The organism is Streptomyces sp. NPDC021562, assembly GCF_040640875.1.
Taxonomy (GTDB): domain Bacteria; phylum Actinomycetota; class Actinomycetes; order Streptomycetales; family Streptomycetaceae; genus Streptomyces.
This window is the reverse complement of record NZ_JBFACN010000003.1, coordinates 198,989-225,453: the sequence shown is the minus strand read 5'-3', so window position 1 is coordinate 225,453 and position 26,465 is coordinate 198,989. Positions and strand designations below refer to the sequence as shown.

25 protein-coding genes and 2 pseudogenes are annotated in these 26,465 nt (G+C 70.1%); 11 read left to right on the top strand and 16 right to left on the bottom strand.

The window, feature by feature from the left end; all coding sequences use genetic code 11:
- Nucleotides 1-24: 24 nt before the first annotated feature.
- The 7 genes from AB0G52_RS05730 to AB0G52_RS05700 all read right to left on the bottom strand — a co-directional run bounded on the left by AB0G52_RS05730 (nt 25) and on the right by AB0G52_RS05700 (nt 6,950).
- Complete coding sequence (locus tag AB0G52_RS05730; protein ID WP_132890614.1) at nt 25-627, bottom strand: DUF4232 domain-containing protein; 603 nt, start codon at nt 625-627, stop codon at nt 25-27.
- 133 nt (nt 628-760) lie between these two features.
- The gene (locus AB0G52_RS05725) at nt 761-1,786 is read right to left on the bottom strand and encodes a glycoside hydrolase family 6 protein (protein ID WP_361334051.1); all 1,026 of its coding nucleotides are present in this window, start codon (nt 1,784-1,786) and stop codon (nt 761-763) included.
- 141 nt (nt 1,787-1,927) lie between these two features.
- The gene (locus tag AB0G52_RS05720; RefSeq protein WP_132890612.1) at nt 1,928-2,596 is read right to left on the bottom strand and encodes a class F sortase; all 669 of its coding nucleotides are present in this window, start codon (nt 2,594-2,596) and stop codon (nt 1,928-1,930) included.
- An 11-nt stretch (nt 2,597-2,607) separates the two neighbouring features.
- Nucleotides 2,608-3,156, bottom strand: a complete 549-nt coding sequence (locus AB0G52_RS05715) for a hypothetical protein (RefSeq protein WP_361334048.1) — start codon at nt 3,154-3,156, stop codon at nt 2,608-2,610.
- A 100-nt stretch (nt 3,157-3,256) separates the two neighbouring features.
- Nucleotides 3,257-4,036, bottom strand: a complete 780-nt coding sequence (locus AB0G52_RS05710; RefSeq protein ID WP_132890611.1) for an HAD-IIA family hydrolase — start codon at nt 4,034-4,036, stop codon at nt 3,257-3,259.
- A 794-nt stretch (nt 4,037-4,830) separates the two neighbouring features.
- Nucleotides 4,831-5,703 (bottom strand): hypothetical protein, encoded by an 873-nt coding sequence (locus AB0G52_RS05705; RefSeq protein ID WP_132890610.1) that lies wholly within the window; start codon nt 5,701-5,703, stop codon nt 4,831-4,833.
- 95 nt (nt 5,704-5,798) lie between these two features.
- Nucleotides 5,799-6,950 carry an ROK family transcriptional regulator gene (locus AB0G52_RS05700; RefSeq protein ID WP_132890694.1) on the bottom strand — a complete coding sequence of 384 codons (1,152 nt, stop codon included), beginning with the start codon at nt 6,948-6,950 and terminating at the stop codon, nt 5,799-5,801.
- 63 nt (nt 6,951-7,013) lie between these two features.
- Between AB0G52_RS05700 and AB0G52_RS05695 the strand changes: the two genes are divergently transcribed.
- Complete coding sequence (locus tag AB0G52_RS05695; protein ID WP_132890609.1) at nt 7,014-8,090, top strand: Gfo/Idh/MocA family oxidoreductase; 1,077 nt, start codon at nt 7,014-7,016, stop codon at nt 8,088-8,090.
- Nucleotides 8,090-8,590: a heme-degrading domain-containing protein gene (locus tag AB0G52_RS05690; RefSeq protein ID WP_132890608.1), complete on the top strand. Its 501-nt coding sequence runs from the start codon at nt 8,090-8,092 to the stop codon at nt 8,588-8,590. Before AB0G52_RS05695 ends, AB0G52_RS05690 begins: the two co-directional genes overlap by 1 nt.
- 99 nt (nt 8,591-8,689) lie before the next feature.
- On the opposite strand, the gene AB0G52_RS05685 is transcribed toward AB0G52_RS05690, so the two are convergent.
- From AB0G52_RS05685 to AB0G52_RS05670, 4 genes are all read right to left on the bottom strand, one after another.
- A complete protein-coding gene (locus AB0G52_RS05685; RefSeq protein WP_132890607.1) occupies nt 8,690-9,547 on the bottom strand; it encodes a fumarylacetoacetate hydrolase family protein in 858 nt (285 codons plus the stop codon).
- A gap of 143 nt (nt 9,548-9,690) precedes the next feature.
- Nucleotides 9,691-10,407 (bottom strand): membrane protein insertase YidC, encoded by a 717-nt coding sequence (gene yidC / locus AB0G52_RS05680; protein WP_132890606.1) that lies wholly within the window; start codon nt 10,405-10,407, stop codon nt 9,691-9,693.
- 97 nt (nt 10,408-10,504) lie between these two features.
- Complete coding sequence (locus tag AB0G52_RS05675; protein ID WP_132890605.1) at nt 10,505-10,825, bottom strand: DUF6412 domain-containing protein; 321 nt, start codon at nt 10,823-10,825, stop codon at nt 10,505-10,507.
- Between the two features lie 16 nt (nt 10,826-10,841).
- Nucleotides 10,842-11,579 (bottom strand): class E sortase, encoded by a 738-nt coding sequence (locus AB0G52_RS05670; protein ID WP_361334042.1) that lies wholly within the window; start codon nt 11,577-11,579, stop codon nt 10,842-10,844.
- Nucleotides 11,580-11,888: 309 nt separating this feature from the next.
- Between AB0G52_RS05670 and AB0G52_RS05665 the strand changes: the two genes are divergently transcribed.
- The 3 genes from AB0G52_RS05665 (at nt 11,889) to AB0G52_RS05655 (ending at nt 15,403) form a co-directional block, all read left to right on the top strand.
- A complete protein-coding gene (locus AB0G52_RS05665; RefSeq protein ID WP_361334039.1) occupies nt 11,889-13,361 on the top strand; it encodes a beta-1,6-galactanase in 1,473 nt (490 codons plus the stop codon).
- Nucleotides 13,362-13,497: 136 nt separating this feature from the next.
- Entirely contained in the window at nt 13,498-14,511 is a 1,014-nt protein-coding gene (locus AB0G52_RS05660) for a hypothetical protein (protein WP_361334037.1), read from the top strand.
- Between the two features lie 307 nt (nt 14,512-14,818).
- Complete coding sequence (locus AB0G52_RS05655) at nt 14,819-15,403, top strand: DinB family protein (RefSeq protein ID WP_361334034.1); 585 nt, start codon at nt 14,819-14,821, stop codon at nt 15,401-15,403.
- A 183-nt stretch (nt 15,404-15,586) separates the two neighbouring features.
- On the opposite strand, the pseudogene AB0G52_RS05650 reads toward AB0G52_RS05655, so the two are convergent.
- Both AB0G52_RS05650 and AB0G52_RS05645 read right to left on the bottom strand, forming a co-directional pair.
- Nucleotides 15,587-16,274, bottom strand: a pseudogene (locus tag AB0G52_RS05650) (type I glyceraldehyde-3-phosphate dehydrogenase); the annotation flags it as partial.
- Nucleotides 16,275-16,401: 127 nt separating this feature from the next.
- A complete protein-coding gene (locus tag AB0G52_RS05645; RefSeq protein WP_361334031.1) occupies nt 16,402-16,785 on the bottom strand; it encodes a hypothetical protein in 384 nt (127 codons plus the stop codon).
- A 75-nt stretch (nt 16,786-16,860) separates the two neighbouring features.
- Here AB0G52_RS05645 and AB0G52_RS05640 point away from each other — a divergent pair.
- From AB0G52_RS05640 to AB0G52_RS05620, 5 genes and pseudogenes are all read left to right on the top strand, one after another.
- Nucleotides 16,861-17,001 (top strand): annotated as a pseudogene (locus AB0G52_RS05640) (IS5/IS1182 family transposase); the annotation flags it as partial.
- Between the two features lie 432 nt (nt 17,002-17,433).
- Nucleotides 17,434-18,105, top strand: coding sequence for an alpha/beta hydrolase (locus AB0G52_RS05635; protein WP_361334028.1), 672 nt, complete (start codon nt 17,434-17,436; stop codon nt 18,103-18,105).
- Nucleotides 18,106-18,644: 539 nt separating this feature from the next.
- Complete coding sequence (locus tag AB0G52_RS05630) at nt 18,645-19,046, top strand: very short patch repair endonuclease (RefSeq protein WP_361334453.1); 402 nt, start codon at nt 18,645-18,647, stop codon at nt 19,044-19,046.
- Nucleotides 19,043-20,038: a DNA cytosine methyltransferase gene (locus tag AB0G52_RS05625; protein WP_361334025.1), complete on the top strand. Its 996-nt coding sequence runs from the start codon at nt 19,043-19,045 to the stop codon at nt 20,036-20,038. Before AB0G52_RS05630 ends, AB0G52_RS05625 begins: the two co-directional genes overlap by 4 nt.
- 11 nt (nt 20,039-20,049) lie before the next feature.
- Nucleotides 20,050-21,396 carry a DNA cytosine methyltransferase gene (locus tag AB0G52_RS05620; RefSeq protein ID WP_361334022.1) on the top strand — a complete coding sequence of 449 codons (1,347 nt, stop codon included), beginning with the start codon at nt 20,050-20,052 and terminating at the stop codon, nt 21,394-21,396.
- 17 nt (nt 21,397-21,413) lie between these two features.
- Here the strand turns inward: AB0G52_RS05620 and AB0G52_RS05615 are convergent, their stop codons facing one another.
- Genes AB0G52_RS05615 through AB0G52_RS05605 form a run of 3 tightly spaced genes read right to left on the bottom strand, consistent with a single transcriptional unit; the run spans nt 21,414 to nt 25,465 of the window.
- On the bottom strand, nt 21,414-22,292 hold the full coding sequence (locus tag AB0G52_RS05615; protein ID WP_361334019.1) for a DUF6339 family protein: 879 nt from the start codon (nt 22,290-22,292) through the stop codon (nt 21,414-21,416).
- A complete protein-coding gene (locus tag AB0G52_RS05610) occupies nt 22,289-23,284 on the bottom strand; it encodes a hypothetical protein (RefSeq protein ID WP_361334016.1) in 996 nt (331 codons plus the stop codon). Before AB0G52_RS05610 ends, AB0G52_RS05615 begins: the two co-directional genes overlap by 4 nt.
- Before the next feature lie 3 nt (nt 23,285-23,287).
- On the bottom strand, nt 23,288-25,465 hold the full coding sequence (locus tag AB0G52_RS05605) for a helix-turn-helix transcriptional regulator (protein ID WP_361334013.1): 2,178 nt from the start codon (nt 25,463-25,465) through the stop codon (nt 23,288-23,290).
- A 606-nt stretch (nt 25,466-26,071) separates the two neighbouring features.
- On the opposite strand from AB0G52_RS05605, the gene AB0G52_RS05600 reads away from it, so the two are divergent.
- Nucleotides 26,072-26,206 (top strand): hypothetical protein, encoded by a 135-nt coding sequence (locus AB0G52_RS05600; RefSeq protein ID WP_361334010.1) that lies wholly within the window; start codon nt 26,072-26,074, stop codon nt 26,204-26,206.
- The last annotated feature ends 259 nt before the right edge of the window (nt 26,207-26,465 follow it).

Here is a 26,465-nt window from a genome sequence, read left to right as displayed (position 1 = left end):
GGGGCGGCACGGTGACCGCGGCGGTCAGGGCGTGACGTCGATGTGCCGGGCCAGCGCGGTGACCGAGAGGTCGCCGTGGTCGACCCACTCGGGGAACGCCAGCGTCTTGTGCCGGGTGGACGCGGGCGGGGTGATCTCCAGGTAGGAGGCGTGCACCGCGCCCGAGGTGCCGGTGTTGGCATGGGTCCAGGCGACGACCGCCTCGGCACTCTGACCGTCCTTCAGGACCAGGGTCTTCCTGCCCGGGTCCTTGGCGTACCAGGTGTCGCCCCAGTGGGTGTGGGTGGTCAGCGCCTTGTGCCGGGAGTTCTCCAGGCCGAGGCCCGGGTAGCCGCGAAGCGCGCAGGTCTTGCCGCTGAGGTTGCGCAGCCTGATGACGACGCCCTGGTGGTTCATCCCGCCGGCCAGCCCCTGGCCGAAGGTGGCCTTGAGCGCGGCGGCCGAACAGGTCGGCGTGGCCTTGGCGGCGCCGGTGTCCGCGGCCTCGGCGGTGCCCGCCCAGGCGAGCCCGAGACCGGCGAGGGCGGTCACGGCGAGCAGCGCCCGGCCGAGCCCGCGGCCGGTGCGGCGCCGGGACGCGGGACGGGCGAGGGTGGTCCGGTCGGTGGTGTTCCGGTCATCGTTCACGGTGACGGTGCTCCTCGTGTTCCGTGGCGCGGACCGGGCGTACGCCCCGCGCCGTCTGCTGGTGCCCTACACGAGGATGGATGCGTGCTGTGCCGGAAATGTTCGCGCGAGGCGACAGGTTTTTCACAGTGGCTCAGGAATCCGTCGACCGGGCCAGTTCCAGGGCGTAGGACGGCCACCAGTCGCCCGCCGGCGGGCCGCCCTTGCAGGTGCCGTCCGACTCCCCCGGGCGCTTGACCCACAGATAGGCGTCCACCAGGGGGTCACCCGTCCTCGTCGTCGGGGTCTCGCCGAGCGCCCGGCCCGGCGGGTTGCACCACCGTTCGGCGGGATCGCCGCCCGTGTAGGGGCCGTTGCCGTTCCGGCTGGTGTCGATCACGAAGTGCTTGCCGCCCACCTTCGCCGAGAGCTGCCTGCCGTAGGCGATGGAGTCCCGGGTGGAGTAGAAGTTGGAGACGTTGACCGCGAAACCGTCCGCCTGCGCGACGCCCGCCTGCTGGAGGGGCTGGTGGATCTGGTCGGGGTGGCCCCAGCCGGCGTTCCCCGCGTCCAGGTAGACCTTCGTGTTCTTCAGCGCCTTCAGCGTGGTGATCGCGCCACGCAGCAGGTCGTAGCGCTCCTCGGCGAACCTGGCCGGGGTGCAGCCGTCGACCAGGTGCAGGACGGCGTCCGGTTCCAGGATCACCGTGGCGGGGCGGTCCTGGATGCCCCGGGCGACCCCGGCCAGCCACGCCCGGTACGCGTCGCCGTCGGCCGCGCCGCCCTGGCTGTACTGGCCGCAGTCACGGTGCGGGATGTCGTAGAGGACCAGCAGGGCGGTGCGGCCGGACCGCTGGGCGGCCTCGGTGAAGCCGCGCGCCTCCTGCTCGGGGTTCTCCGGACCGATCCACTCGCCGGTCGGCTGGGCCGCGATCCTGCGGATCAGCCCGGCGTCGGAGTCCTTGCCCGCCTTCGCGTAACTGCGCACCTGGCGGGCCGCGTTGGAGTCGGGGTTCACCCAGAACGGGTCCGCCTGACGGGGCTGCTGGGTGAGGGCCGCGCCCGGGTCCGCGTCCCCCTTGCCGTCGCTCCCGCCGCCCGCGGAGCATCCGGCGAGCAGCAGCGCCGCCGCCAGTGCCACCGCCCGGGCGGACGACCGGGCCCGCCTGCTGTCGTACATCCAATTCCCCCCTGGATGGGTGCACTTGGCCGGTCCCAATCGTGACATACCCACCGCACTCGCCACGAGTTCGCGCACGCGTTGTCGGCGAGCTGTTACAGCCCGCCGAGCCCGGGCAACGGCCCGAGCGCGGCAGGCGCCCTACGGGGTGGTGCCGGTGAGGTACGCCGAGACGACCACGTTCGCCGTGTAGCTTCCGGTGGTCCGGTCGAAGGCGCCGCCGCAGGTGATCAGGCGGAGTTCGGCGCGGCCCGGCTCGCGGGGGCCGTAGGCCTGCTGTGCGTCGAAGTGGTCGCGGGGCAGGACCCGGGTGTCCTCGACGGTGAACTCGGCCACCGTGTCGTCGGAACGTACCACCCGGATCGTCTCCCCCGGCCGCAGGGCACTGATCTTGTAGAAGACCGCGGGCCGGGTCCGGGTGTCGACGTGCCCGACCAGGACCGCGGTGCCCGCCGCTCCGGGGCCGGTCCCCGAGCGGTACCAGCCGACCACGCCGGGCTGGTCGAAGGGCGGCGGGTCGACCCCTCCGTCGCGGTCGAGGCCGCGGGCCACCACGGGGGCCTGCACGCCCAGGTCGGGGATGTCGATGCGCTCGGGCACGGCCGGGCCCAAGGGCGCGGCGGCGGGCGGCAGCCCGGCCTCCGCGGGGCGGCCTACGGCGGCCATGTCACCCGTGGTGGGTCCGGTCAGGCCGTCGGGCACCTCGGTGACCCCGCGGCCCCACAGCCACAGCCCGAGCAGCAGGACGGCCCAGGTCACGCCGGTCAGCAGCCGTCCGGTCCCGGTGGAACGTTCGGTGTCGTCGGACATCGGGCCCGTCCTCAGCGCGAGCCGCGGCTCCGGCGGGCGCTCAGCAGCCCGACGGCGGCCGCGGCGAACCCGGCGAGGAGGAGGCCGGTGACCGCCTGCGCGGTGTCCGGACCGGCCGAACGGGAGTCCACCGAGGCGAGCGGAGCGGTGCCCCCGCCGCCCGCGTGCACGGGCGCGATGGGTGAGGAGAGCACGGCGTCGGGCGCGTCCTGACCGGACGGCGGGCGCGCCGCGACGGTGACGCTGCCGGTGACGGACGCACCGGCGCAGCTGACCCGCACGTCGTAGGAGCCGGGGGCCGCCGCGGAGCGGACCTGGGTCTCGCCGGTCAGCGTGCCGTCGGAGCCGCTGAGCCGGGCGTCAGAGACGAAGGCCGTCGAGGCGGCGGCGCCGGTCGTGCCGGAGCAGCCGCCGACCCGCAGGGTCACCACGGCGCCGGGGGCCGGCGAGGCCGGGGTCACGGTGATCCCCCGGCCGTCCGCCGCGGACGCGGCCGCCGGGAGGAGTCCGACGGCCGAGGCCAGGAGCCCGGTACAGAGAGTGAGGCGAAGAGAGCCCATCGTGAACCTCCAGATATCTGGAGGCTCCCCCGCACCAGGCACCCACGCATCCTCGGAAGGCGCCAGATTGCTCCGTCCGGGTGAGGTCGGGTTTGGCCGCTCAGACCAGGTCGACGAGGTTCGCGATCGAGTCGACGACCTCGGAGGGACGGAACGGGTACCGGTCGACGTCGGCGGGCTGGGTGACGCCGGAGAGCACCAGGAAGGTGCGCATGCCGGCCTCCAGGCCCGCGAGGACGTCGGTGTCCATCCGGTCGCCGATCATCGCGGAGGTCTCCGAGTGCGCGCCGATCGCGTTCAGCCCGGCCCGCATCATCAGCGGGTTGGGCTTGCCGACGAAGTACGGCTTCTTGCCGGTCGCGGCCGTGATCAGCGCGGCGACGGAACCGGTGGCGGGCAGGTCGCCCTCGGTGGACGGGCCCACGTTGTCGGGGTTGGTGGCGATGAACCGGGCGCCGTCGTTGATCAGGCGCACCGCCTTGGTGAGCGCCTCGAAGGAGTAGGTGCGGGTCTCGCCGAGGATCACGAAGTCGGGCTCGTGGTCGGTGAGGATGTACCCGATGTCGTGCAGCGCGGTGGTCAGACCGGCCTCGCCGATGACGTAGGCGCTGCCGCCGGGGCGCTGGTCGTCCAGGAACTGGGCGGTGGCGAGGGCGGAGGTCCAGATGTTCTCCACCGGCACGTCCAGGCCCATCCGCCGCAGTCGCGCGTGCAGGTCACGGGCGGTGTAGATGGAGTTGTTGGTGAGCACCAGGAAGGGCCGGCCGGACTCCCGGAGCTTCTTCAGGAAGGCGTCCGCGCCGGGGATCGGAACCCCCTCGTGGATGAGAACGCCGTCCATGTCGGTGAGCCACGACTCGATGGGCTTGCGGTCTGCCATGTGGGTGGGTCTCCTGGCGTGCGTATGCGGTGTGCGGTCATGCCTCAGCCGGGCGCGCCGGAACCACGGCGTACCGACGCCCCCAGCCTAGACAACGCCGGATCACCCGGGAACGCCCTGCTCACTTGCTGGTCGGCCACCGGCCGCGAACTGACCGTCCACGGCGCACGACGCCCGAGGCTCCGCAGGCCCGGACCACCGCAGCCCCGCGGCCTGGGGCAACGGGACCCCGGTACCGGGGGTTGGACGGCTCCGCCCCGGGGGGCCGGCGACCGAGGGGAGACGGCTGGCCGCCGGGACACGACTGGCGCTCCCGTACCCGTGGACCTGGCCCGGGGACCGGAATCCGAAACCCCGCCACCCGGCGGCACCACCCCCGAGGCGAAGAGCCGGGCACCCGGCCCGGCGACCGGCGCCCCGCCACCCGGCGGCACCGCCCCCGAGGCGAAGAGCCGGGCACCCGGCCCGGCGACCGGAGCGCCACCACCCGGCGGCACCACCCCAGGGCGAAGAGCCGGGCACCCGGCCCGGCGACCGGAGCCCCACCACCCGGCGGCACCACCCCAGGGCGAAGAGCCGGGCACCTGGCCCGGCGACCGGCGCCCCGCCACCCGGCGGCACCGCCCCAGGGCGAAGAGCCGGCACCTGGCCTGCGACCGGGCTGCCCCGTGGCCCGGCGGCGGACAGCCCGGCGCCCGGAAGCGGAAACCGGGCGTCACTCCCCGAGGGCAGACGGCCGGGCGTCCGGAGCCGGAAACCGGGGCGTCCTGTATCCGGTCTCCGGCCCACCGGGGTCAGCGTCGGCGGCGGGCCAGGACGAAGGCGCTCGTGCCGACGGCGAGCAGCGCGGCGGTGGCCGTGAGGAGGCCGTGGGCCAGGCCGAGGCCGGTGCGGGCCAGCTCCCGGGCGCGTTCCCCGGCGTCCGCGGCCTCGGCGGCGAAGGGCAGGGCGGCGCCCGCGGAGGGGACGGCTCCGGGGGTGGCCCCGGGGGAGGCGTCCGGGGTGGCCTCGCCGGACACCGCCTCCGTGCTGTCCGAGGGGACGGCGGAGGCCGGGGTGGCGGGGGCGGCCGTGACCGTGGGCGGCGGTGGGGGCGGCTCCTGGCCGATGCCGAAGCGGTAGTCGTTGGACTCCCCGACCCAGGCGCCGTCCGAGCCCCGCCGCTGCACGAGGGCGGCGTCCGCGGTGACCGCGTTCGGTACGGCGTCGGCGGCGAAGGCGACTCTGACCTTGACCGAGACGGTCGCCGCGGGCGCCACGGTGAACCCCGGGAAGTCGTTCCCGTCGAACACCCCGATGAGTTCGGACTCGTCGGTCCCGGTCAGCGGGACCGGGCGGGGGTGCATACCGTCGTAGAACTCCAGCTCGGTCTGGGAGGGCTTGAGGACCCGGTGGTCGTCGACGAGGACGACGACCGGGTGGACGTCGGTGCAGGTGCGGTTCGTGGTGTTGGTGAGGTCCAGGTACCAGGTGCCGTAACCGCCGCCCGGCTCGTAGGACGTGGGGCCGCCGTGGATACGGGTGGTAAGGGGGAAGTCCCGTGCGTCGGCGCCCACGCAGGACGCCTCGGCGACGACGGGGGCCGCGGTCGCCGGCGGCACGGGCACGAGGACGACGGCTGCGGCGGCTAGGCAGAGGGACAGAGGGGTGCTCAGTCGCATGCGCATGAACAGGTGACTCTGCCGGACGGCGGCGGGGGCCGTCGGTCACCACTCCGAGCACGGGGGACAACTCCGCCCGTTCAGCCCCCCTCCCCTCCCCCCTACCCGTCCGCCCGGCCGAAGAGCGGCGCCAGGAGCAGCTGCGCCGCGCCCTCCGCGACCGCGCGGTCCCCGCCGGGGGCGAGGCGGACGGGGACGGTCGTGCCGAGCGGGCCCTCGCGCCGGGCGCGTTCGTCGAGGACGGCGGCGACCCCTCGGACGAAGGTCTCCGGCGCGGCGGCGATCGTGCGGCCGCCGAGCAGCACGAGGTCGATGTCGAGCAGCCCGGCGAGGTTCGCGGCCCCGGCGCCCAGGACCCGCGCCGCCTCCTCAGGGTCCGCCCGGCCCACCGCGGCCAGGCACAGCGCCTCGACGCAGCCGCGGTTGCCGCAGTGGCACGGCGGCCCGTCCAGCTGGATGACCTGGTGCCCGAGCTCCCCCGCCCCGGTCCGCGGCCCCCGGTGCACGCTGCCGCCGATCACCAGCCCGGCTCCGAGGCCCGTGCCGAGGTGCACGTACGCGAAGGAACCGCCCTCCCCGCCGACCGCGAGCCCGAGGGCGGCCGCGTTGGTGTCCTTGTCGACGACCACCGGCACCCCGAGCCGCTCCGCGAGCGCGTCCCGCAGCGGGAACCCGTCCCACTCGGGGAACCCGGTGACCCGGTGCAGCACCCCGTGGACGTGGTCGAGCGGCCCGGGCGCCGCCACCCCGACCCCGAGCAACGAGGCGCCCCCGTACCCGATCAGCTCCCCGGCCGCCGCCGTGAGCGCCCCCAGCACGGCCACCGCCCCCGCCCCGAGGTCCAGTGCGGCGCGGCGCTCCGCCACCACCTTCCCGTCGAGGTCGACCAGCACCGCCCGCAGCTCGTCCCGGTCGAGATGCACCCCCACGGCGTGCCCCGCCTCCGGCACCAGCCGCAGCACGGTGGCGGGCTTGCCCCCGGTGGACGCGCGCCGCCCGGCCTCCGCCGCGAGGCCCTCCTCCCGCAGCCGAGCGGTGATCTTGCTGACGGCCTGGGGGGTGAGCCCGGTCCGCCCGGCCAGTTCGAGCCGGCTGATGCCCCCGCTCCCGGCGGTCCGCAGCAGATCCAGCACCAGCGCGGTGTTGTGGCTGCGCAAGGCGAGCAGATTCGCCCCGGCCGGCCCCGGCCCGCCCCTCGTGGCGCCCCGGACGCCGCCTCGCCCACCGGTGCTCCCCGTGCCGCTCGTCGTCATGTTCACACGTCCCATTCTCCCCGCCACTTGCACTTAGGCAACAGCGTTGCGAAAGTAGGACGCATGACATCTGCCTCTCCCCTGCGCGTCGGCCTCATCGGCTACGGCCTCGCCGGATCCGTCTTCCACGCACCTCTGATCGCCGCCACCGAGGGCCTCGCCCTGGACACGGTGGTCACCTCGAACCCCGAGCGGCAGGCGCAGGCGAAGGCCGAGTTCACCGGCGTCCGGACGGTCGCCGCCCCGGACGACCTGTTCGACCGGGCCGACGATCTCGACCTGGTCGTCATCGCCTCCCCGAACAAGACCCACGTCCCGCTCGCGACGACCGCCCTCAAGGCCGGCCTCCCGGTCGTGGTGGACAAGCCGGTCGCGGGCACCGCCGCCGAGGCCCGCGGCCTGGCCGCCCTCGCCGAGGAGCGCGGCCTGCTGCTCTCGGTCTTCCAGAACCGCCGCTGGGACAACGACTTCCTGACCCTGCGCAAACTCCTGGCGGACGGCGACCTGGGCGACGTGTGGCGCTTCGAGTCCCGCTTCGAACGCTGGCGTCCGCAGACCAAGGGCGGCTGGCGCGAGTCCGGCGACCCCGCAGAGATCGGAGGTCTCCTCTACGACCTCGGCAGCCACGTCGTCGACCAGGCGCTGACCCTCTTCGGCCCGGTCACCGAGGTGTACGCCGAGGCGGTCGTCCGTCGCGACGGCGCGGAGACCGACGACGACACCTTCCTCGCGCTCACCCACGCGAACGGCGTCCGCTCCCACCTCTACGTCTCGGCGACGACGGCCCAGCTCGGCCCGCGCTTCCGGGTGCTGGGCTCGAAGGCCGGATACGTGAAGTACGGCCTGGACCCGCAGGAGGCGGCCCTGCGCGAGGGCGACCGCCCGGGCGCCTCGGACGGCTGGGGCGTCGAACCGGAGTCGCTGCACGGCCGGATCGGCGCCGGCGAGTCCCCGGTCACCGGCGGCGGCCGCGCCGTCCCCACCCTCCCCGGCGACTACCCCGCGTACTACGCGGCCGTGGCCCGGGCCCTGCGGGGCGAGGGTCCCAACCCGGTGACCGCGCTGGAGGCGGCCGCCGCCCTGGACGTACTGGAAGCAGCCCGCCGTTCGGCGGCCGAGAAAGTGACGGTGACCCTCTGATGCACCACCCGCAGATCACCCCCCGGTCCACCCCCGAGCTCACCCCGTCGGTCGAGGAACTGGAGGCCCAGCAACGCCGTCTGGTCTTCCCCCAGTTCACGAACGACGACGCGTGGGCCCTGGGCTCCCTGCTGGTGGAGATGGCACGGGAACGCCAGGCCCCGGTGGCCGTGGACATCCACCGCGCGGGCCAGCAGCTCTTCCACGCCGCCCTGCCCGGCTCCACCCCCGACAACGACGCCTGGATCATCCGCAAGCGCCGGGTGGTGGAGCGCTACGGCGCACCGTCCTACCTGGTGGGAGCCCGCTACCGGGCCAAGGGCACGACGTTCGAGGAGTCCTCCCGCCTGGACCCCGACGCGTACGCGGCCCACGGCGGCTCCTTCCCGATCACGGTGGAGAACGTGGGCGTGATCGGCTCCGTCACGGTCTCGGGCCTCCCCCAACTCCAGGACCACCGCTTCGTGGTGGAGGCTTTGGAGACCTACCTGAAGCTGTAAACGCACGTCAGCTGGAGCGCGCCCCCAAAGGGGCGCGGGGAACTGCGCGAGCAACCACAACAAACCCGCACCCGCCCACGCAGAGAACTCCCCCGCCCCTCAGGCGTCCTTGAACTCCTGCCGCTGCCGCCCAAGCCCCTCGATCTCCAGCTCCACCACATCCCCACCCCGAAGGAACGGCTTGGGCTCCGGCGCCCCCATGGCCACCCCCGCCGGCGTCCCCGTGTTGATGACGTCCCCGGGGTACAACACCATGAACCGGCTGACGTACCGCACGACTTCGGCGACCGAGAAGATCTGCTCGGCGGTCGTCCCGTCCTGCTTCAGCTCCCCGTTCACCCACAGCTTCAGCGACAGCCCCTGCGGATCCCCCACCTCGTCGGCGGTCACCAGCCAGGGCCCCAGCGGGTTGAACGTCTCGCAGTTCTTCCCCTTGTCCCAGGTCCCGCCCCGCTCGATCTGGAACTCCCGCTCGGAGACGTCGTGCGCGACGGCGTACCCGGCGACGTACGCCAGCGGATCCTCGTCGTCGGCGACATAGCGGGCGGTGCGCCCGATGACGACGGCGAGCTCCACCTCCCAGTCGGTCTTCACCGACCCGCGCGGCACCAGCACGGTGTCGTACGGCCCGACGACCGTGTCCGCGGCCTTGAGGAAGACGACCGGCTCGGCCGGGGGCTCGGCCCCGGTCTCGCGGGCGTGGTCGTGGTAGTTGAGCCCGATGCACACGACCTTGCCGATCCGCCCCAGCGGCGGCCCGATCCGCAGCCCGGTCGCGTCGAGCGCGGGCAGCTCCCCGGCGTCGGCGGCAGCCCGGACCCGGCCGAGGGCGGCGTCGTCGGCGAGCAGCGCGCCGTCGATGTCGTCCACGACACCGGACAGGTCCCGCAGGACCCCCTCGGCGTCGAGCAGAGCGGGCCGCTCCGCCCCCGCCGTACCGACTCGCAGCAGCTTCATGGTCGTCACCGTCTCCCTTGGTAGCGAGCGCCCGGCCGATGGGTGCAGCCATCGGAGGACTGGTCGATCCTCCAAGATCCGCGTACAGCGGGCAAGAGTCTGTTCACGTACTGGACCGTAACCCTCCGGACCCGCACACCCCCTCACCGGTACAGCACCGCGCGCTCCACCGCACTCCAGGCGGTACTGGTCACCACGTACAACGCGGCGGCGAGCGGCACCACCGCCACGGTGAAGAGCGTGAAGAACGACAGGTAGGGCACGACCTTGCTGACCGCCTCCACCCCCGGCACCGGCTGCTCCCCCTCCCCGACGCCGGCCCCCGGCACCGCCGTCCGCTTGGCCCGCGTGAAGTTGAAGCCGGCGACGACGGCGACGAGGACGAACAGCCCCGCGTACACCAGCCCCGCACCCCCGAACACCCCGCCGCCGCTACCCCCCAGCAGGTCGAGCCACCGACCGCCGAGCGGAGCCCCCAGCAGGTCGTGGGCGAGCAGGCCGTTGTCCTGGCCGCCGATCGTCGGGTTGGAGAAGAGGTGGTAGAGGAGGAAGAACGCGGGCAGCTGCAACAACCCCGGCAGGCAGCCGGACAACGGGGACACCTTCTCCTCGGCGTGCAGCTCCAGCACGGCCTTCTGCAGGGCCTGCTGGTCCTTGCCGTGCTTCCGGCGCAGTTCGGCGACCCTGGGCTGGAGCGCGGCCCGGGCACGCTGGCCGCGGGCGGCGGCCCGGGACAGGGGATGCACGAGCAGTCGTACGAGTGCGGTGAACAGGACGATCGCGGCGGCGGCCGCGGAGGCGTGGAAGAGCGGCTGGAGCAGGTCGGCGAGATGCTCGACCAGACCGGCGAAAACGGACATGGGTGGGAGCCCTCCAGGGGGTCTCGTCGTGCCGTGGTGATGAGGTGGGACGGCATGACGACCCGCGCGGGGTCACCGGGAACGGATTCCGGGTGCCTTACGCGGCGGTCGCCTGGAGGTGGACCCCGGGTGCTCGCGGCCGGGTGCGGCCCTTCGCGTCCGGGTCGCGTTGCGCGAGGAAGGCGGTGCGCCGGGCCCGGTCGCGGATCGCCGTACGGACCCGGGTGGGCGGCACGACGGGCGCGGAGCGCGCGGCGAGCAGGCAGCTGACGGCGAGGGCCGAACCGGCGGCGGCGGTCGCGGCGAGCGCGACGGTGGTGAAGAGGCTGCCGGAGTCGAGCAGCAGCAGATCGAACAGGACGAGCAGGAGCAGGGCGACGGAACGCGAGCCCAGGGCCCGGCGGCCGTATACGCGCATGTCAACTCCCCTCTCCTCACCGAACTTTATACGAGACCAGTTTCCCCCACACCACCATCCGGTACCGCGAGGTGAACTCGGGCGTGCAGGTGGTGAGCGTGATGTAGTACCCCGGCTCCCGGTACCCGTACGACGGTTTCACGATCGAGCGCGGTACGGGCCGGACGACCCCGGAGTCCAGGGACGACGTCTGCGGCAGGATCTGGTCGACCACGTAGGTGTAGGTCCCGGCGCCCGTCTCGACCTCGATCGTGTCCGCGCGCCGCAGCCGGGGAAGGTAGCGGAACGGTTCGCCGTGCGTGTTCCGGTGCCCGGCGAGCGCGAAGTTCCCGGCCTGGCCGGGCTGTTGGGTGCCCGGGTAGTGGCCGACGTACCCGTGGTTGAGCACCTTCGGCTTGCTGACGCCCTCGGCGATCGGCACGCGCAGGCCGAGCCGCGGGATGACGAGGACGGCGTACGCCTGGGAGGCGACGACCCGGGTGGTGTACGACGTCCCCCGCCGTCCGGTGCCGGAACCGGCGGCCGGCGCGGAACCCCCCGTACCCGCTGCGCCCCCCGCACCCCCCGAACGCCCCTCGGCCGCGCCACCACGCACGCTCGGCCCGCCGCCCCGCCCCCACTCGCGCTCCAGCGCCTGCACCTTCCGCTCGGCCCCCTGCTTGGCCTCCCGGTTGGTCCACCACAGCTGGTGCACGACCAGGAGCATCAGCACCACGCCCACGGTGACGAGCAGTTCACCCCCGGTCCACAACACCCGCCGCGCCACCCGCCGTCGCCCTCGCCCCACCCGCCGTCGCCGCACCGTGCACCTCCCGCCACCCCGCAAGCCCGCCGGTCGGGCCCGCACGATAGGCCGACAGCGACCAAGTCACCAGAGACACGGCACTTCCCGCCCCGACCCCACCCCCCCAACCCCTTCCTCCACCGCTTTTAGAAAGCACTGCCACAACCCTCGACAACCCCACACGCCACACCTGATGCTTCGTGTTGGCATGCGGGGGGACGAGTCGACGCCGGTTCGGGAACCGGTGTTTGAGCCGCACGGAGAGGTTGAGAAGCAGCCATGATCCGACGCAGAACACTCCTGGCCGCCGCCGGAGGCGGCCTCCTGGGCAGCGCCCTGGCCACCGGCACGGCCCGCGCCGACGCGACGATCACCGTCAGCCCGTCGACGTCCTGGGGCACCTGGGAGGGCTGGGGCACGTCCCTCGCCTGGTGGGGCAACGTCTTCGGCACCCGCGACGACTTCGCCGACATCTTCTTCACCACCAAGTCGACGACGTACAACAGCACTTCACTCCCGGGCCTGGGCCTGAACATCGCCCGCTACAACCTGGGCGCGTGCAGCTGGAACTCCGTGAACGGCGAGAGCATGGTCGCCTCCACCAACATCCCCGCGTTCAAGCAGATCGAGGGCTACTGGCAGGACTGGAACAACGAGGACCCCACCTCCTCGGCCTGGAACTGGACGGCGGACGCGACCCAGCGCGCGATGCTCGTCAAGGCCGTCAACCGGGGCGCCACGGCCGAGCTCTTCGCCAACTCCCCCATGTGGTGGATGTGCCTGAACCACAACCCGTCCGGCGCCTCGGACGGCGGCAACAACCTCCAGTCCTGGAACTACCGCCAGCACGCCTCCCACCTCGCCTCGGTCGCCCTGTACGCCAAGAACCACTGGGGCGTGAACTTCGCGACGGTGGAGGCGTTCAACGAGCCGTCCTCCTCCTGGTGGACGGCGACCGGCACCCAGGAGGGCTGCCACATGGACGCGACCGTCCAGGCGGCCGTACTCCCCTACCTGCGCAGCGAGTTGAACAGCAGAGGCCTGACCGGCACCAAGATCTCGGCGTCGGACGAGACGAGCTACGACCTGGCCCGCACCACCTGGGGCGCCTTCTCCTCCACCACCAAGGGCTACGTGGACCGCGTCAACGTCCACGGCTACCAGGGCTCCGGAGGCCGCCGCGACCTCCTCTACACGGACGTCGTCACGACGGCCGGCAAGGCCCTGTGGAACTCGGAGACCGGCGACAACGACGGCACCGGCTACACCATGGCCTTCAACCTCCTCTACGACTTCCGCTGGCTGCACCCCACCGCGTGGGTCTACTGGCAGGTCATGGACCCGTCCACGAACTGGGCGATGATCTCGTACGACGCGAACACCCTGGCGGCGGGCGCGGTCACCACCAAGTACTACGTGATGGCCCAGTTCAGCCGTCACATCCGCCCCGGCATGAAGATCCTCGACACAGGTGTCAGCAACGCCGTGGCCGCCTACGACTCCTCGGCCAAACGCCTGGTGATAGTCGCCCTCAACACCGCCACCTCCGCCCAGACCTTCACCTTCAACCTCTCCGGCTTCAGCTCGGTGACCGGCGGCACCGGCGGCCTGGTCCCCCGCTGGAACACGGTGACGACGGGCGGCGACGCCTACAAGTCGTACTCGGACACCTATGTCTCCGGAAAGACGGTGGCGGTGTCGGTGCCGGCGAAGGCGGTACAGACCCTCCAGATAGACGGCGTGACGATCTGAGCCTGCCCCACCCGCCCGGTGCAGGGGGAACGGCCCCCATCCCCCTGCACCACAACCGACAGCCGCCCCTCCCTATCCCGACCCCCTCCCGATCCCTCTCTCTCCTTTGTCACCGCCGGGCAGTACGGTGTCGTCCATGCGCCCCGACACGCCTGCCGAGAACGTCGTCGACCACACCGCCGAAGCGGCACGCCTGGAGCGGACCGCCGACCGCTACCCCGAAGACGCCGAAGCCCTCCTCCTCCGGGCCGCGGCCCACCTGGAACTGGCCGACGCCCGCCCCGCCGCCACCGCGCTCTACGACCGCCTCCTCGCCAGCCAGGACACCCTGGAGAACGCCCCCCTCGTCCGGGCCCTCAAGGCGTCGAACCTGTGGGAGTACGACCACGAGGCGGAGGCCAGGGCGATCATCGACGGCATCCGTGCCACGGCCCCCCGCGACCCGGCCCCCTGGGTCATCGTCGCCGAATCCCTCGAATCCCACGACGAGCTCGAAGCGGCGCACGACACGTTCACGGAGGCGGCGACCCTCCTCCTGACGGACGTGGCGGAACCCCCGTACGCCACGCACCCGATCCTCTTCGGCCGCCACCGGGTCCGCCGCATGCTGGGCCTCCCCCACGACGACTGGGACGCCCGCGCCGACACCCTCCACTCGTCCCCCGTCTCCCTGGACGAACTCCACGACCCGAAGCGCGTGTGGTCCCTGGGCTCCGACAACCCCCAGGAGCTGGAGGCAGAAATCTCCCGCCTCCGCGCCGAACTCGGCACCTACCGAGAGGCCCTCTCCCGCCCCTTCCCGGTGGCGGTCCTGCACTGGCCGGCGGAGGAACTCACAGAACTCGTGACGGCGTACCCGGACCTGGCCGCCGAATACCCCTCCCACGCGGAGCACCTCGCGACCATAGAGTCCTCCCTCCGCGAACTCTCCACGTCCGGCACCCCCAACCTGGGCATCGTCACCGGCACGGTCCCCTCCTACGAGGCCTTCGCAGCCTCCGAGGGCTCCTCCCCCTCCGACACGACCCTCCTCCCCCAGTACGCCACGACCCTGGCAGCCCGAGGCCGAGCCGTGGCCTGGCCCCCACAGCGCACGTCAAACTGCTGGTGCGGCCAGAACCAGCCCTACGACACCTGTCACGGCGCATAGACAGACCTCAGCAAAGCGGCCCGCCACGAAAAAACCCTCGGCGGGCCACTTCAGACAGCTCGGTCCGCCACCACAGACAGATCACCGTCCGGGAAGAACCCGAGGTTCAACCGGACCCCACCTTCAGCGCTCACCGAAGGCTCGTACTCCTGCACGGAAAAGGGCCGTCAGAGTCTCCGGTGGCGTTTCGCCCGCTTGCTGTAGCAGGCCTGGACGGCGGCCATGGGACGGCCTCTGGCTCGGCCGGCCGTCGCGGCCGCGTACAAGATCTTGAGGCCACGAGCAGCCCATGGCAGGCTCATGCCGCGTGATCGATGAATTCGCGAAAGACAACCTGCACGGGAGACTGCGGCGGGACCGCAAGGCGCTGCTCTGGAAACTCGACGGCTTGTCCGAATACGACGCCCGTCGGCCTTTGACAGCGACCGGGACCAACCTCCTCGGCCTGGTCAAACACGTGGCCACCGTCGAGGCCAGGTACTTCGGCGAGGTCTTCGACCGCCCTTCCCCGGAACCGCTGCCCCGGTGGCAGGACTCCGACGGCAGCGATCTATGGGCGACCGAGGACGAGACCCGCGAGCAGATCATCGGGTTCTACCGGCGCACATGGCAACACTCGGACGCGACGATCAACGAGCTTCCCCTCGACGCCCCCGGCCACGTGCCGTGGTGGCCGGAGCCTCATGCCGACACGAATCTGTTCGCCATCCTGGTCCATGTCCTCGGCGAGTCCAACCGGCATGCCGGACATGCCGACATCCTGCGCGAGGGCCTCGACGGGCGGACCGGGATGCGCCCCGAACACGAGAAGCAGATCGACAAGGAGGCCCGCGCAGCCTACTGCGCGAAGATCGAGCAGGCCGCCAGGTCGGCCGCGCCAGTCAAGGCGTAGAGGTCGTCTCACGTGACGTGAAGTTCATGGCGGTAAGTCCTGTTAGATGGCGAAACCGCGCTGGCAGGAACGGAGGGCATCGAAGGCGCCGCGCCAGCCCGGACCGGGGTAACCCGGCCACGCGATCCTGCCTCAGGACATAGAGCGAGCCGTCGAGGGTCAGCCAGGCGCGGGCGGGCGCAGTCAGCCGCCTACCTGGCCGATTAGCGTGACGAGGTCCAGCGTCCAATGAGAGAAGCCGGTCTCATTGTCGTACCAGCCGAACGTTTTGACGACTGAGCCACGGCCGACGGCATCGCTGACCATAGTCAGGGGCGTGTCAAAGATGCAGGACGCGGGCGAGCCCACGATGTCCGAGGAGACCAGCGGGGCCTCGGAGTAGATGAGGAGTCCGTCCATGTCGAACTCGGCCGCCTTACGGAATGCGTCGTTGACCTCCGTCGCGGTGACCGTGCGGCTCAGCTCCACGGTGAGGTCGACGACGGAGCCGTCGATCACCGGCACCCTCATGGAGGTGCCGTCCAGCCGCCCGGCCAGTTCCGGAAGCACCCTGCCGACAGCGCGGGCGGCACCTGTGCTGGTCGGAATGATGTTTGACGAGGCGGCGCGCGCCCGCCGGTAGTCGCGGTGTGGCTGGTCCTGCAGGCGCTGGTCGCCGGTGTATGCGTGCACGGTGTGCACGACGCGTTCGAAATGATCTGCTGGGTGTCGTTGTAGGCGTCAGTGTTGACCCCCATCACGACGGTGAGGTTTCACCCCTGGCCGGGGCGGAGATGATGACGCGTCCGACGCCGGCGCTCAGGTGGCCCGCGGCGTCCTCAGCGTTGGTGAAGACGCCGGTGGACTCGATCACGATGTCGACGACGAGCTCCGCCGGCCGAGTGCCGAATCCGAGGGGGCGGGTGAGAACGGTGAAGTGCGGGTCCGTGGCGAGCGGGATCGGCAGCGGTCTAAGCGTTGTCCATAACTGCTGGTCGCACCGGTAACTCCCGCTGGGGTCAGCCGCAGAGGAGATCGACGTCCTTCTCGATGCAGAGCTGCACGACGACCACCAACCGGCGGGCGTCGTCTAGGTGCTGTTCGAGAAGCGGGCCGGTGTTTCCGCCTTGAGGCTGGTCGGCGATCTCCTGCAGGCGGGGCAGGATCGCGGCGCACTGGACCGGCGTGAGGTCGGGGCCGTCATCGTCGGGGTGATTGAGGAGTGGTGCCAGGGTGGTGGAGACGTCGTTCCACGGGCGCTGTCCGCCGAAGCCGTGCATCTCGTCCAGTGCGAACCCCTCGGCCTGTGCCAGCCACCGCCGGAACGCTCCGAAGCCGGTGTAGGACCAGGAGACGTCCGGGCTGCTGGTGTCATCGTTGCCTGGAAACAGAACGAGCCCCACATGTCCTCCCTCCTCACTGGCCGAGCCCACAGGATCGGATTGATGGAAGGGCGACAGCAACTGAAAGATCTCGCCGTGGCTGGTGTGATCACGGCGTCTGAGTCGTCCTGGATAACCCCGTTCACCGGGCTGAGCCCTCGGCAGTTCGGCAAGCTGATCACCGCGCTGCGGCGCGAGGGTGCCGACCCGGTCCGCAAAGGCCGACCCTGGAGTCTGCGCTGGAGGACCGAGCACTGCAAGGTCCGCGCCCGCGTGGCTATCGACGAAGGTAGGGGCCCGTCGGAACGCGTCGAGTAGCCCTTCGGGTCGCCGCCGCCTCGATCTGACGCGTGTCGGAAGTGAAGCGCATCTGCCGCCACTCCCGTGGCACGAGAACCGCAAGCGCACCAGCCAGAACGAACGCCAAGAGTCCAATTGCCACTGCCACGAACACCGTTGCCCCCTATAAGCGCTCCGGACCGTCGTCCCGGCGGCCCTGGCTCAACTCGCCGATGCCTACCAAATCAACTGTACTCACCGGATGATCGAACGTACACGGAATCTCCCGCAGCCATGGGCAGTTGCTGTCATCCTGCCTGTGCACTCATGTATATACGGGACAGTCCTTATTAAAGGAATCAGCGCCATGTGGGCATCGTTCATGCCTGCATGACGTCCTTCGTTCTAGTTCCCGGCGGGTGGCGCGGCGGCTGGTACTTCTCCGGATTGGCCGACCGACTGCGCACCGCCGGACATCGGGCGCTGACCGTTACCCCCACCGGTGTCGGCGACCGCGCCCACCTGAACTCTGCCAACGTCAATCTCGACACCCACATCGACGACGTGCTCGCCGTACTCGCTTCTGAGGAGGTCAGCGACGCCGTTCTCGTCGGGCACAGCTACGGCGGGATGGTGATCACCGGTGCCGCCGACCGCGCCCCTTCCGGCGTGGTGCGGCGCCTGGTCTACGCCGACGCCTACGTACCCGAGGACGGTCAGTCCTGTTGGGACCTGACCACCGATGCCTACCGCAGCATGTTCCTGGACGGCGCGGCGGCGGACGGATACGCGGTCCAGCCGCCGTCCGGCAGCGACCCGCGCGTGACCGCACATCCACTGGCCTCTTTCCTCCAGCGGATCCGGCTGGACGGGGCCGCCCTGCGTGACGTCAAGACCCGGGATTACGTGTATCTGTCCGGGTGGGACGGCACGCCCTTCACCGCCGTCCGCGACCGGCTGGCCAACGACCCGACCTGGCGGGTCCACACCCTGGACAGCGGCCACGACGTCTGGAGGGATGCCCCGCAGGAGTTCTTGGAGATCCTTCTGCTGGGCGAATAGCCGCAGCGCGGTGCGCGGACGTCTCATCTGCCGTTCAGCTCATCTGGCAGTGGTGGCTCGCGAGGTTCATCAGCACGAGGAGGGCACGCAGGAGGTGGGTGGCGCGGGCGGGGTCGAGGCGGAGTTTGGTGAGGACCGCCAGTTCTTCAGGTGGGCGAAGCCGTGCTCGACCGAGGCGCGTCCGACGGCGAGGGCAGCCGCCACCCCACCCGGCGTGCCCGGACGGTCGACCGCGGCCCACCCACGTGGCACACCCCGCCAAGCCGCCCACTTTCCCCGGGGCCGCCCGCTCGCTTCTCCCCCGTGCCGGAGCGGCCCGGGTCAAGGGTGGCCCGCAGGGCCATCGGCGAAGCCGACGCGAAGCGCCCTTGAGGCGGGCCGCGGAGGCACGACACTGGCAAAGAAGCGGGCGGTCCCTCTGCCGAGGATGCCCGCTCCAGTGAGGCGAGTCCTTCTCCGGCTACACGCCGAGCCGCCTGCGCCGGCAAGATGATCCCGTGCCGAACGTCGTCCCCTCCTCTCTTGCCGTTTCCGCCCGCATGAGCAAGCAGGTGAGCAAGGACACGGAGGCCGAGCTCGCCGTGCGACGGTTGTTGCACGCGGCCGGACTGCGGTATCGCGTGGAGTATCCCGTACCGGGCATGCCCCGTCGACGGATCGACGTGGCCTTCACTCGGGCCAAGGTCGCGGTCCTCATCGACGGCTGCTTCTGGCACGGCTGTCCTCAGCACGCCACTCACCCCAAGGCCAACGCCGACTGGTGGCGCCGCAAGCTGGATCGGAACATGGCCCGCGACCGCGAGACGACCGAGCATCTGATCGCGGAAGGCTGGACGGTGCTGCGATTCTGGGAGCACGAGGCTCCCGGGGAAGTGGCCGCACGGGTGGTAGCGGCTGTGGAGCAGCGTCGAGCGGAAAGTACCAGGGGGAGAAGAGAATGAGTGGACTGACTTTCGTCGACGTGTGCTCCGGGGCCGGTGGGCTCGCACTCGGGCTGGAGCAGGCAGGGTTCGAGCCCCGCCTGTTGCTGGACGACGACGAACTCGCCGTCAGCACTCTGCGGGCGAACCGATCCCACTGGAAGGTGCTCCACACCGACCTGCTGGACTTCGACCCGGCCGAGCACCCCGTGAGCCACGACGTGGATCTCCTCTCGGCCGGCCTGCCACGGGTGAAGTCGAGTGCCACCGTGGGACGTGCGGACTCACATGCCGAAGAAGAGTTGCTGAGGGCCACGGTCTATCTGGTGCATGCCATCAAGCCTCGTGCGGTACTCATCGAGAACGTTCCGGGGCTCGCGCACTCAGACGCCTATCAGCAGTTTCGTGACTTCGCGCGAGCGGAACTGGCGCACCTCGGATACGAGTTCAGCTGGTTCGTAGTGAACGCCGTCGACTTCGGCGTACCCCAGAATCGCAAGCAGGGCGTCCTGGTCGCCATCGCGCGCCAGTGGGCCGAAGGGTTTCGGCCCCCCGCACCGACGGTGCAACAACCGATGACGGTCGGTGCTGTTCTGGAGCCCTCCATGGCCTCGCGCGGTTGGAAGGACGCCGCCCGTTGGGCCGCGCAGGCCGATCGACCGGCTCCTACCCTGGTCGGCGGCTCGAAGAACCGGGGCGGCGCGGACCTGGGGCCGACGGGAGCCAAGCAGACCTGGGCGACCATGGGTGTCAACGGTCACACCGTGGGTGATGAGGTTCCCGACGCGGACTTCGTGTGGGATCCCGAACTCGGCCGGGATCACATGGTGAAAATCACGCCCAGGCAGGCGGCGCTGCTGCAAGGTTTTCCCGAGACGTGGGAGATCACCGGGCGCAAGACCGCTCGGTACCGCCAGATCGGCCACGCGACGCCACCGCCCGTGGGCAAGGCCCTGGGGCGGGCTATCGCCTCCGCGCTCATTCCGGATCCACGATTCCTCTCGGCCGGCTAGACTTCCGCCACATGACCAGCACGGCGTCCCACAAGCCCATCCTCGACCAGCCTCGTATCCTGGATCTCTTCGCAGGTCCCGGAGGACTGGACGTCGCAGGTCACTCGCTCGACATCCCGAGTCTCGGTATCGAGTGGGACAAGGGCGCGTGCCTGACCCGGTACGCCGCCGGCCTGGACACCCTCCATGCCGATGTCAGCGCAGTGCGCAGGGACGCCTTCGAGTCGCTGCCGCCGGAGATCAACGTGCTCGCCGGCGGACCGCCGTGCCAGACGTACTCGGTGGCCGGGCACGGCGCCGGGCGCCAGGCCTTGGAAACGGTCAAGGGCTACATCGACAGGCTGATGCCAGGTGATTCCGAGAAGGAGATCGACGAGGAACTCAGGGGACTTCCCGATCCACGCACCGCCCTGGTCCTGGAACCTCTCCGGTACGCGATTCAGGCAACACGAAGCCCCAACCGCGACAACCGACCGTACGATGTGATCGTCCTGGAGCAGGTACCCGCAGTGGCCCCACTGTGGGAGCACTATGCCAAGGTACTGGCCGAGACGGGGCTCCCCGACGGGACCAGATACAAGGTTGTCGTCGGCGTTCTGGACACCGAGACCTACGGAGTACCGCAGACGCGTTCTCGCGCGGTGTTGATCGCCCGGCGCGAGGGCCTCGGCGAGCCCTCTCTCCCCTCCCCTACGCATCGTTCCTACGATGCGAAGGAATGGAACCGCAACAACGGGACAAGCACTGTCGACCAGGTCCTTCAGCCGACCCTTGACGAGGGCGGCACGTCGGAGAGCGACGAAACCAGGCTCCCTTGGAGGTCGATGCGTGACGCTCTCTCCAGCCCGGTGGGCTCACATCCGGGGCGTCTCACTCCCTTCCTGGTCCGCTCGAACTACGGCAGTTCGGGAATCCCGGGGAGGCGGGGAGTACGGACCGACCGACAGCCCGCCACCACCGTCACCGGCCGCATCTCCCGTTTCGTTGTCTTCGAGCACCTGAACGAGAAGATCGTCTACGAGGGCCCGCGGTTCAGCATGAACGAGGCCGGCATGCTGCAGAGCTTTCCGCCGGACTATCCGTGGTCCGGTACGGCGCAGGCGCAGCAGGTCGGCAACGCCGTACCACCCCTTTTCGGTGCGCACCTGCTGAGTTCCGCTCTCGGACTTCCCCAGCCGGACCCGGAGGCGCTGAGGAAACCGTGGCAGCCGGCCACCGAGGAGCAACAAGCCAAGTTGCGAAGCAACGGTTGCGGAGCAGCCGACGCATGCACCGACAGGTGTCCGCAGCCCAAGGACCAGGTGCCGCCGCCTTCTTCCATGCGTCCACGCAAGACCAAGAAGGCAGCGACGAAGTAGCCCGAGCGCCGCGCCGGTCAGTTCTCGATCTTCCTGCCTCTGACCGGCGCAGTCTCGAACAGCTCTGCAAAGTAGTCGGTGAGCGCGACCACGGACTCCTCCGGCACAGGATCCTCGTCGGGCCCCTTCGGAAGTTCGTACCGCTCGACCGGTGGCGCCGATTCCGCTTCCGCGATCCAGTCTCGCAGGTGGACGGGGTCACGGGGCTGGTCGGGCGCGAGGATGTCGTAGATCAAGGTTGCCCCGGCCGCGTTGATCGCGACGCTGAGACCGTCCACCTCTCGGCCGGTGGTGACCAGTCCGTTCTTCAGCAGGCGGACCACAGCCTGCGCAGTGGGACGGTGGTCGATTATCTCCTTCTTCAGAACGCTGTGGATGAGGTCCTGGTTTCTGCAGGCTGCCTCGACAGGCTCGTAGTCCGCTCCGTTCCTGAACAGCTCCGCTGCCCACCACAGCCGTGAGAAACACTGTCGGTCGGCAGATCCCCGGAAGCGCTCCGCGGGGACACGCCTTTCAGGCCGCCTCGCCGTCGGTTCCGAAAGGTGACGCCAGACCACGTAGTCGGGAGCCACCGCCAGTGCAAGGTGGTTCCACAAACGTCTGTCCGCCGCTTCTCGTCGCGTCAGGCGCAACGTGGCATGGAGCCGTGGCGCGAGCCATGCGTCAGCTCGGGTGCGGTCCTCCCGAAACTCGAACATGGCGTCTTCCACCAGGCTCCGGATCGGCTCGACCCACCATCTGGCGTCGTCCTCCGGAAGCGGCTCGACGACCTTGGCGAGGTCGACGCCCGCATGCACCTGTTCCCCCTTGAGCAGCCCCTCGGTGAGAAACGGGTCGGCGGCCGAGGAGTCGAGCAGCGCCAAGCGCTCCGGGACATGGCTCGGTTTGGTGATCACGTCTCGCTCTCCCGGTTCATCTGTTCCAGCCCGCGAATGACGTAGGCGAGGGCCTTGGTGGCATCGGCTCGGCGGATCGCCGCGTAATGGATGCGGGTCTGGAGTTCCACCCAGCCCGAATCGCCGGTGCGACGGCGATGAACCTGGCGTAGCGCCTCCTCGACGTGTACGCCGGGTACCACGTCCGGGAGCATCTCCCGCAGCACCTCACCACGCCAGCCCGTCGGGAAGACCGGACCGGCGCCGGGTTCCACCTCCAGGTCGCCGATGGCACCGTGGAACAGCGCCGTCCACACGTCGGTGGCCATCTGGGCGACCAAGAGGTCACGCACCTTGCTCTCCAGGGCGGAACCGTTGCTGTCCAGCAGTGCGAGGATCCCCTCGACGTCCGTGTTCACGAACACCGTCGGAACCCGGGCGGAAGCATCCACGGCCCAGGGGGCATCGGCATACGCCTGCAACCATTCCCGCGCGCTCCTCTTGAACGAGGCTCTCCGCACTTCCAATCGGAGCTCCTGAACCGGATCGTCCGAGATCGTGTCGACGATCCAGTTCCGGTCGGTTTCGGCGATGGAACGCCCCCGCACTCCGTCCACCGTCCCCACCGCGTACACGGCGAGGGAGGCACGCCCCAGGTGGTCGTCACGCAGCACCTCGACGGAACCCGACCAGTCTCGACCGTCCTCGGTGTCCCGCGTGAGATCCGTGGAGGTACGGGTATTGGTCTCGCCATCGGTCAGCACGGCGAGGACGCGCAGCTCTGACCAGGCGGCGTCCGACGCGTTGGCACCGGGCGGCAGTGTCGCGGAGAGCCCGATCGTGGCGCTCACCCAGTCGGCGTGGCCCGCGATGCCCAGCGCGACGGCCTGCTGCTGGGTGGAGAACGCGGTGGTCTCCAGTTGGTCCCGGGTGCCGTCGGGCAGCTTGAGGGAGACCGAGGTCACCCTGAGTGTGACCGGTCGATTGAGCCGAGCGTACGGGTAGGACTTCACGCGTCACTCCCCCTTGCCGGCACGGAGTTCGAGGACGAGAGTCGTGAACATCGCCCTGACCGGATGGCTGGTGACGTCGGTGCGGCCACGGAACGTCGCGCGTCGTGTGCCGGGCGGGAAACGCAGGATCCCGTCCTCCACCTCACAGCCCTCGACGGCCACGAGTTCAGCCCAGTCGAGCTGGGGGCGACCACCGGAACGAACGTCCAACTGGGCGACCGGCACCATCGGGACGATCTCGTCGCCGCGCGGGATCTTCACCTCCGCGGTGATCCGCCACTCCCCTTCGTCGCCGATCGTCGCGTCGAGTGCATCCAGTTCCGGCACCACAGGCCCGGTGGGCACCTTGGCCTTCGGCTTCTTCTTCACGGTCAGCGCCTTGCGCAGCGCCTCGCCCCCCTCGGCACCGCCAACACCACGCTTAGGTCGTGCGACGAGTTCCCTGACAGCCTTGTTGGCCTCGGTCGTAAACGAGTTGATCCGCCGATACGCCGAGGCCGACCAGCGCAGAGCCAGTTCTTCCGTCTGCCCCCACCGGTCGTGCTCGGGCGGCTCTGCCGCCCTCAAGAACTCCTCGGCCTCGGTCGCGAAAGGGGCGGATTCGCCGGCAGCCTCTCCCGCCAGGAGTACGGCCTGAAATGCATTGGTGCCGATGGGCAAGTTCGGGACCAATGCCTTCTTGACCGTCATACGGTTGCCTCGTAGCGAATGCATCTGGTTCTTCGGCCCGTTCTTCCGCTCCTCGCCATCGCTCATGACGTCAGTGACCAGCAGGACCGCCTGGTGCGTCCCGAGGGTGCCGCCCTTCGCGCCCCCGGGCAGAGGCAGTTTCAGCGGGATGCTCCGTGCCACCACTTGGCCGGCCTCGGTGAGCCGATCCACGGTGACGCCCTCGTAGTGAGCCCGCAGGGCACGGGTCCGGGAAGGCTGCTCGACGGAAGGGTCGACCTGTTCCTCCTCCAGAACGACTTCACCGTTGCGCATCGTGCGGACAGACGCCTCCAGGAGCGGAAGCCTGCCGCCCCCGCCGGTCATCGCGGCCCAGAAATCGCGCCCAAGCGCCTCGACCAGACGGCGGTGCATCCTGCGTATGTCGCGGGTGTCCTCGCCGCCTTCCTCTTCCTCCCCGTCCGCTCCCCCTTCTTCATCGTCCTGGGACGCCCGTTCGTCGAGGCTTGCCACGTCCTGGGCGCCGACCACGAGGAAGGACGTGCCCGGTTCGTCGCTGTCCCGGCTGAGATGGAGACGGGCCACGGTCTCCTCGTCCGCCCACCAAGAGCGGGCCACCTCGGCACCGGGGGTATCCGGGTCAGGGCGTCCGAGCCAGGCAGGACCCGCGTACGGCACCCCTTCGACCTCCCGCCAGGGAAGCTCCAGGCGACCGATGACCCGCCGCTCGGTACGCCCTTCGTGGGGCTCCGACAGAGTGGAGTTGACGAGCACGAGGCCAAGCGCGCTGGTGGCCCAAAGCGTCGCCTTCCCCAGGCCGTACGAACCCCCCGCGCCGGGGCCGGACTTAAGGCTCTCCAACTGACGCCTGATCACGGCGGCGAACTTGCCGTCCTCGTAGTCGTCGCCAGTGAGCCCGGACGCGTTGTAGTCGTCGATGCGCAGCAGGACGAGGCGTCCCTTCTCGTACATGTCGCGCACCCCAGCGTCCACGACCCGGGCGACCTTCTGATTCCCGGCGGCCTCCGAGACAGCGGAATAGTGCGGGAAGAGATCGTTCCAGAGGATCGCGTCACGGAAGTCGTCCAGGAACTTCCCCGTCAGCTCGTGCAGGGTGTAGCGGACCTTGACAGGGCGACCTGTCTCCTTCCGGCGCTCGTCCAGGCTGTTCTGGCAGGTCTCGCGGGCCAAGACCTGCACGTCGGCGTCGAAGGCGAAGGCAGCGGCATTGCCCAGGTCACGGCCACCGTCGCGGTAGCCAGGGCGGTGGTACCAGAAGATCGGGAGGCCGGCCTGGGTGTCGGTGGTACGGGTGTGCACCGTACCCACGTCCGTGCCGAGCACCCTGGCTATGTCCGTCATGACAGTCGGGCGGGGAGTCGACCTGCCGGTTATCCAGGCGGACACAGCGGCCCGGGTCAGCTTGAGCTCGTCGGCCAGTTCGGCCTGCGTCTTGCCCGCGAGCTTGAGCTGCCGGGCCAACCAGGGCCCGAACTCCTCACCTGTCTCCACGCGTTGCCTGCTCTTTCATCGGTCCCGTGCTCCTCGCATGTCGTGGACCACGAGGTTAATTTGACGCGCGCGACAGCGTCAACCAACAGTTGATCGGGCTCGATCGTCGAATCACTTCACCTCGGTGCCCCAAGTTGTCCCATATGACCAACCTTCCCCCCATATGCACCACTTCCTTAAATGGAGCGACCAACTCCCTTTTTCTCAGAGGAAGTTGCGCTTGCGCATTCGGGTGACGATCGATACCGTCGTTGACGATGGGGATTCCATCTCGCTTGCGAAACCCGAAATCGGGAGAGCTGGGCGGCAACGGGAGAAGTGCGCCCAAAATTCAGCCATGGACCCCGCCGCGCCTCACAAGGAAGCACCTTCCGAAAAGGACTGGCCATACGAGACTCCACCCCCTAGCTTGATTCCCCAAAAGGAAGTCTCGGCTCCAAGTTCCAACTTTATTCGTTCCATTTCACACGGGGGCGCGTGCTCACATACACCCCTGTGCTACTGCACGATGCGACCCTAGGGGTGGATCACTCGATGAATGAACAGGACGACGACGAGTCGTTGGACTCGCAGCGGGACTCGAGTTCTTTTCGGTTGGAAATCGTGATGGCAAGCAGCACGGCCGAGGTCCGGGATATTCTCCTCCGTTTCGACGTGCCCGAAGAGGAGTTCGGCAACCGCTCCCCCTCCTTGGCCAAGCTGGTCCAGCGGCTGCCCGACGAGACCCACCCTCCGTCCTGATTTCAGCACGTCGCGAGCCGAAGTATCAGTCTCGCAACAAACCAACGCCTTCCCCATGAACCCACCGCTGCACGAAGGCACTGTAGAAATCACGTTCAGCGCCACGACGAACACGGGCCAGCCGACGATGCCAGCGGTCGGCCCGCCGTTCGATTTTTCACCCGAACCTTGACGCCCCAGGAGCGCAGTAGCAGTGCTGTCTTCGTCCTCATCGGTGATCCAAACCGTTCTCGAACAATCCTCGCGCGTCCTGCAGGCT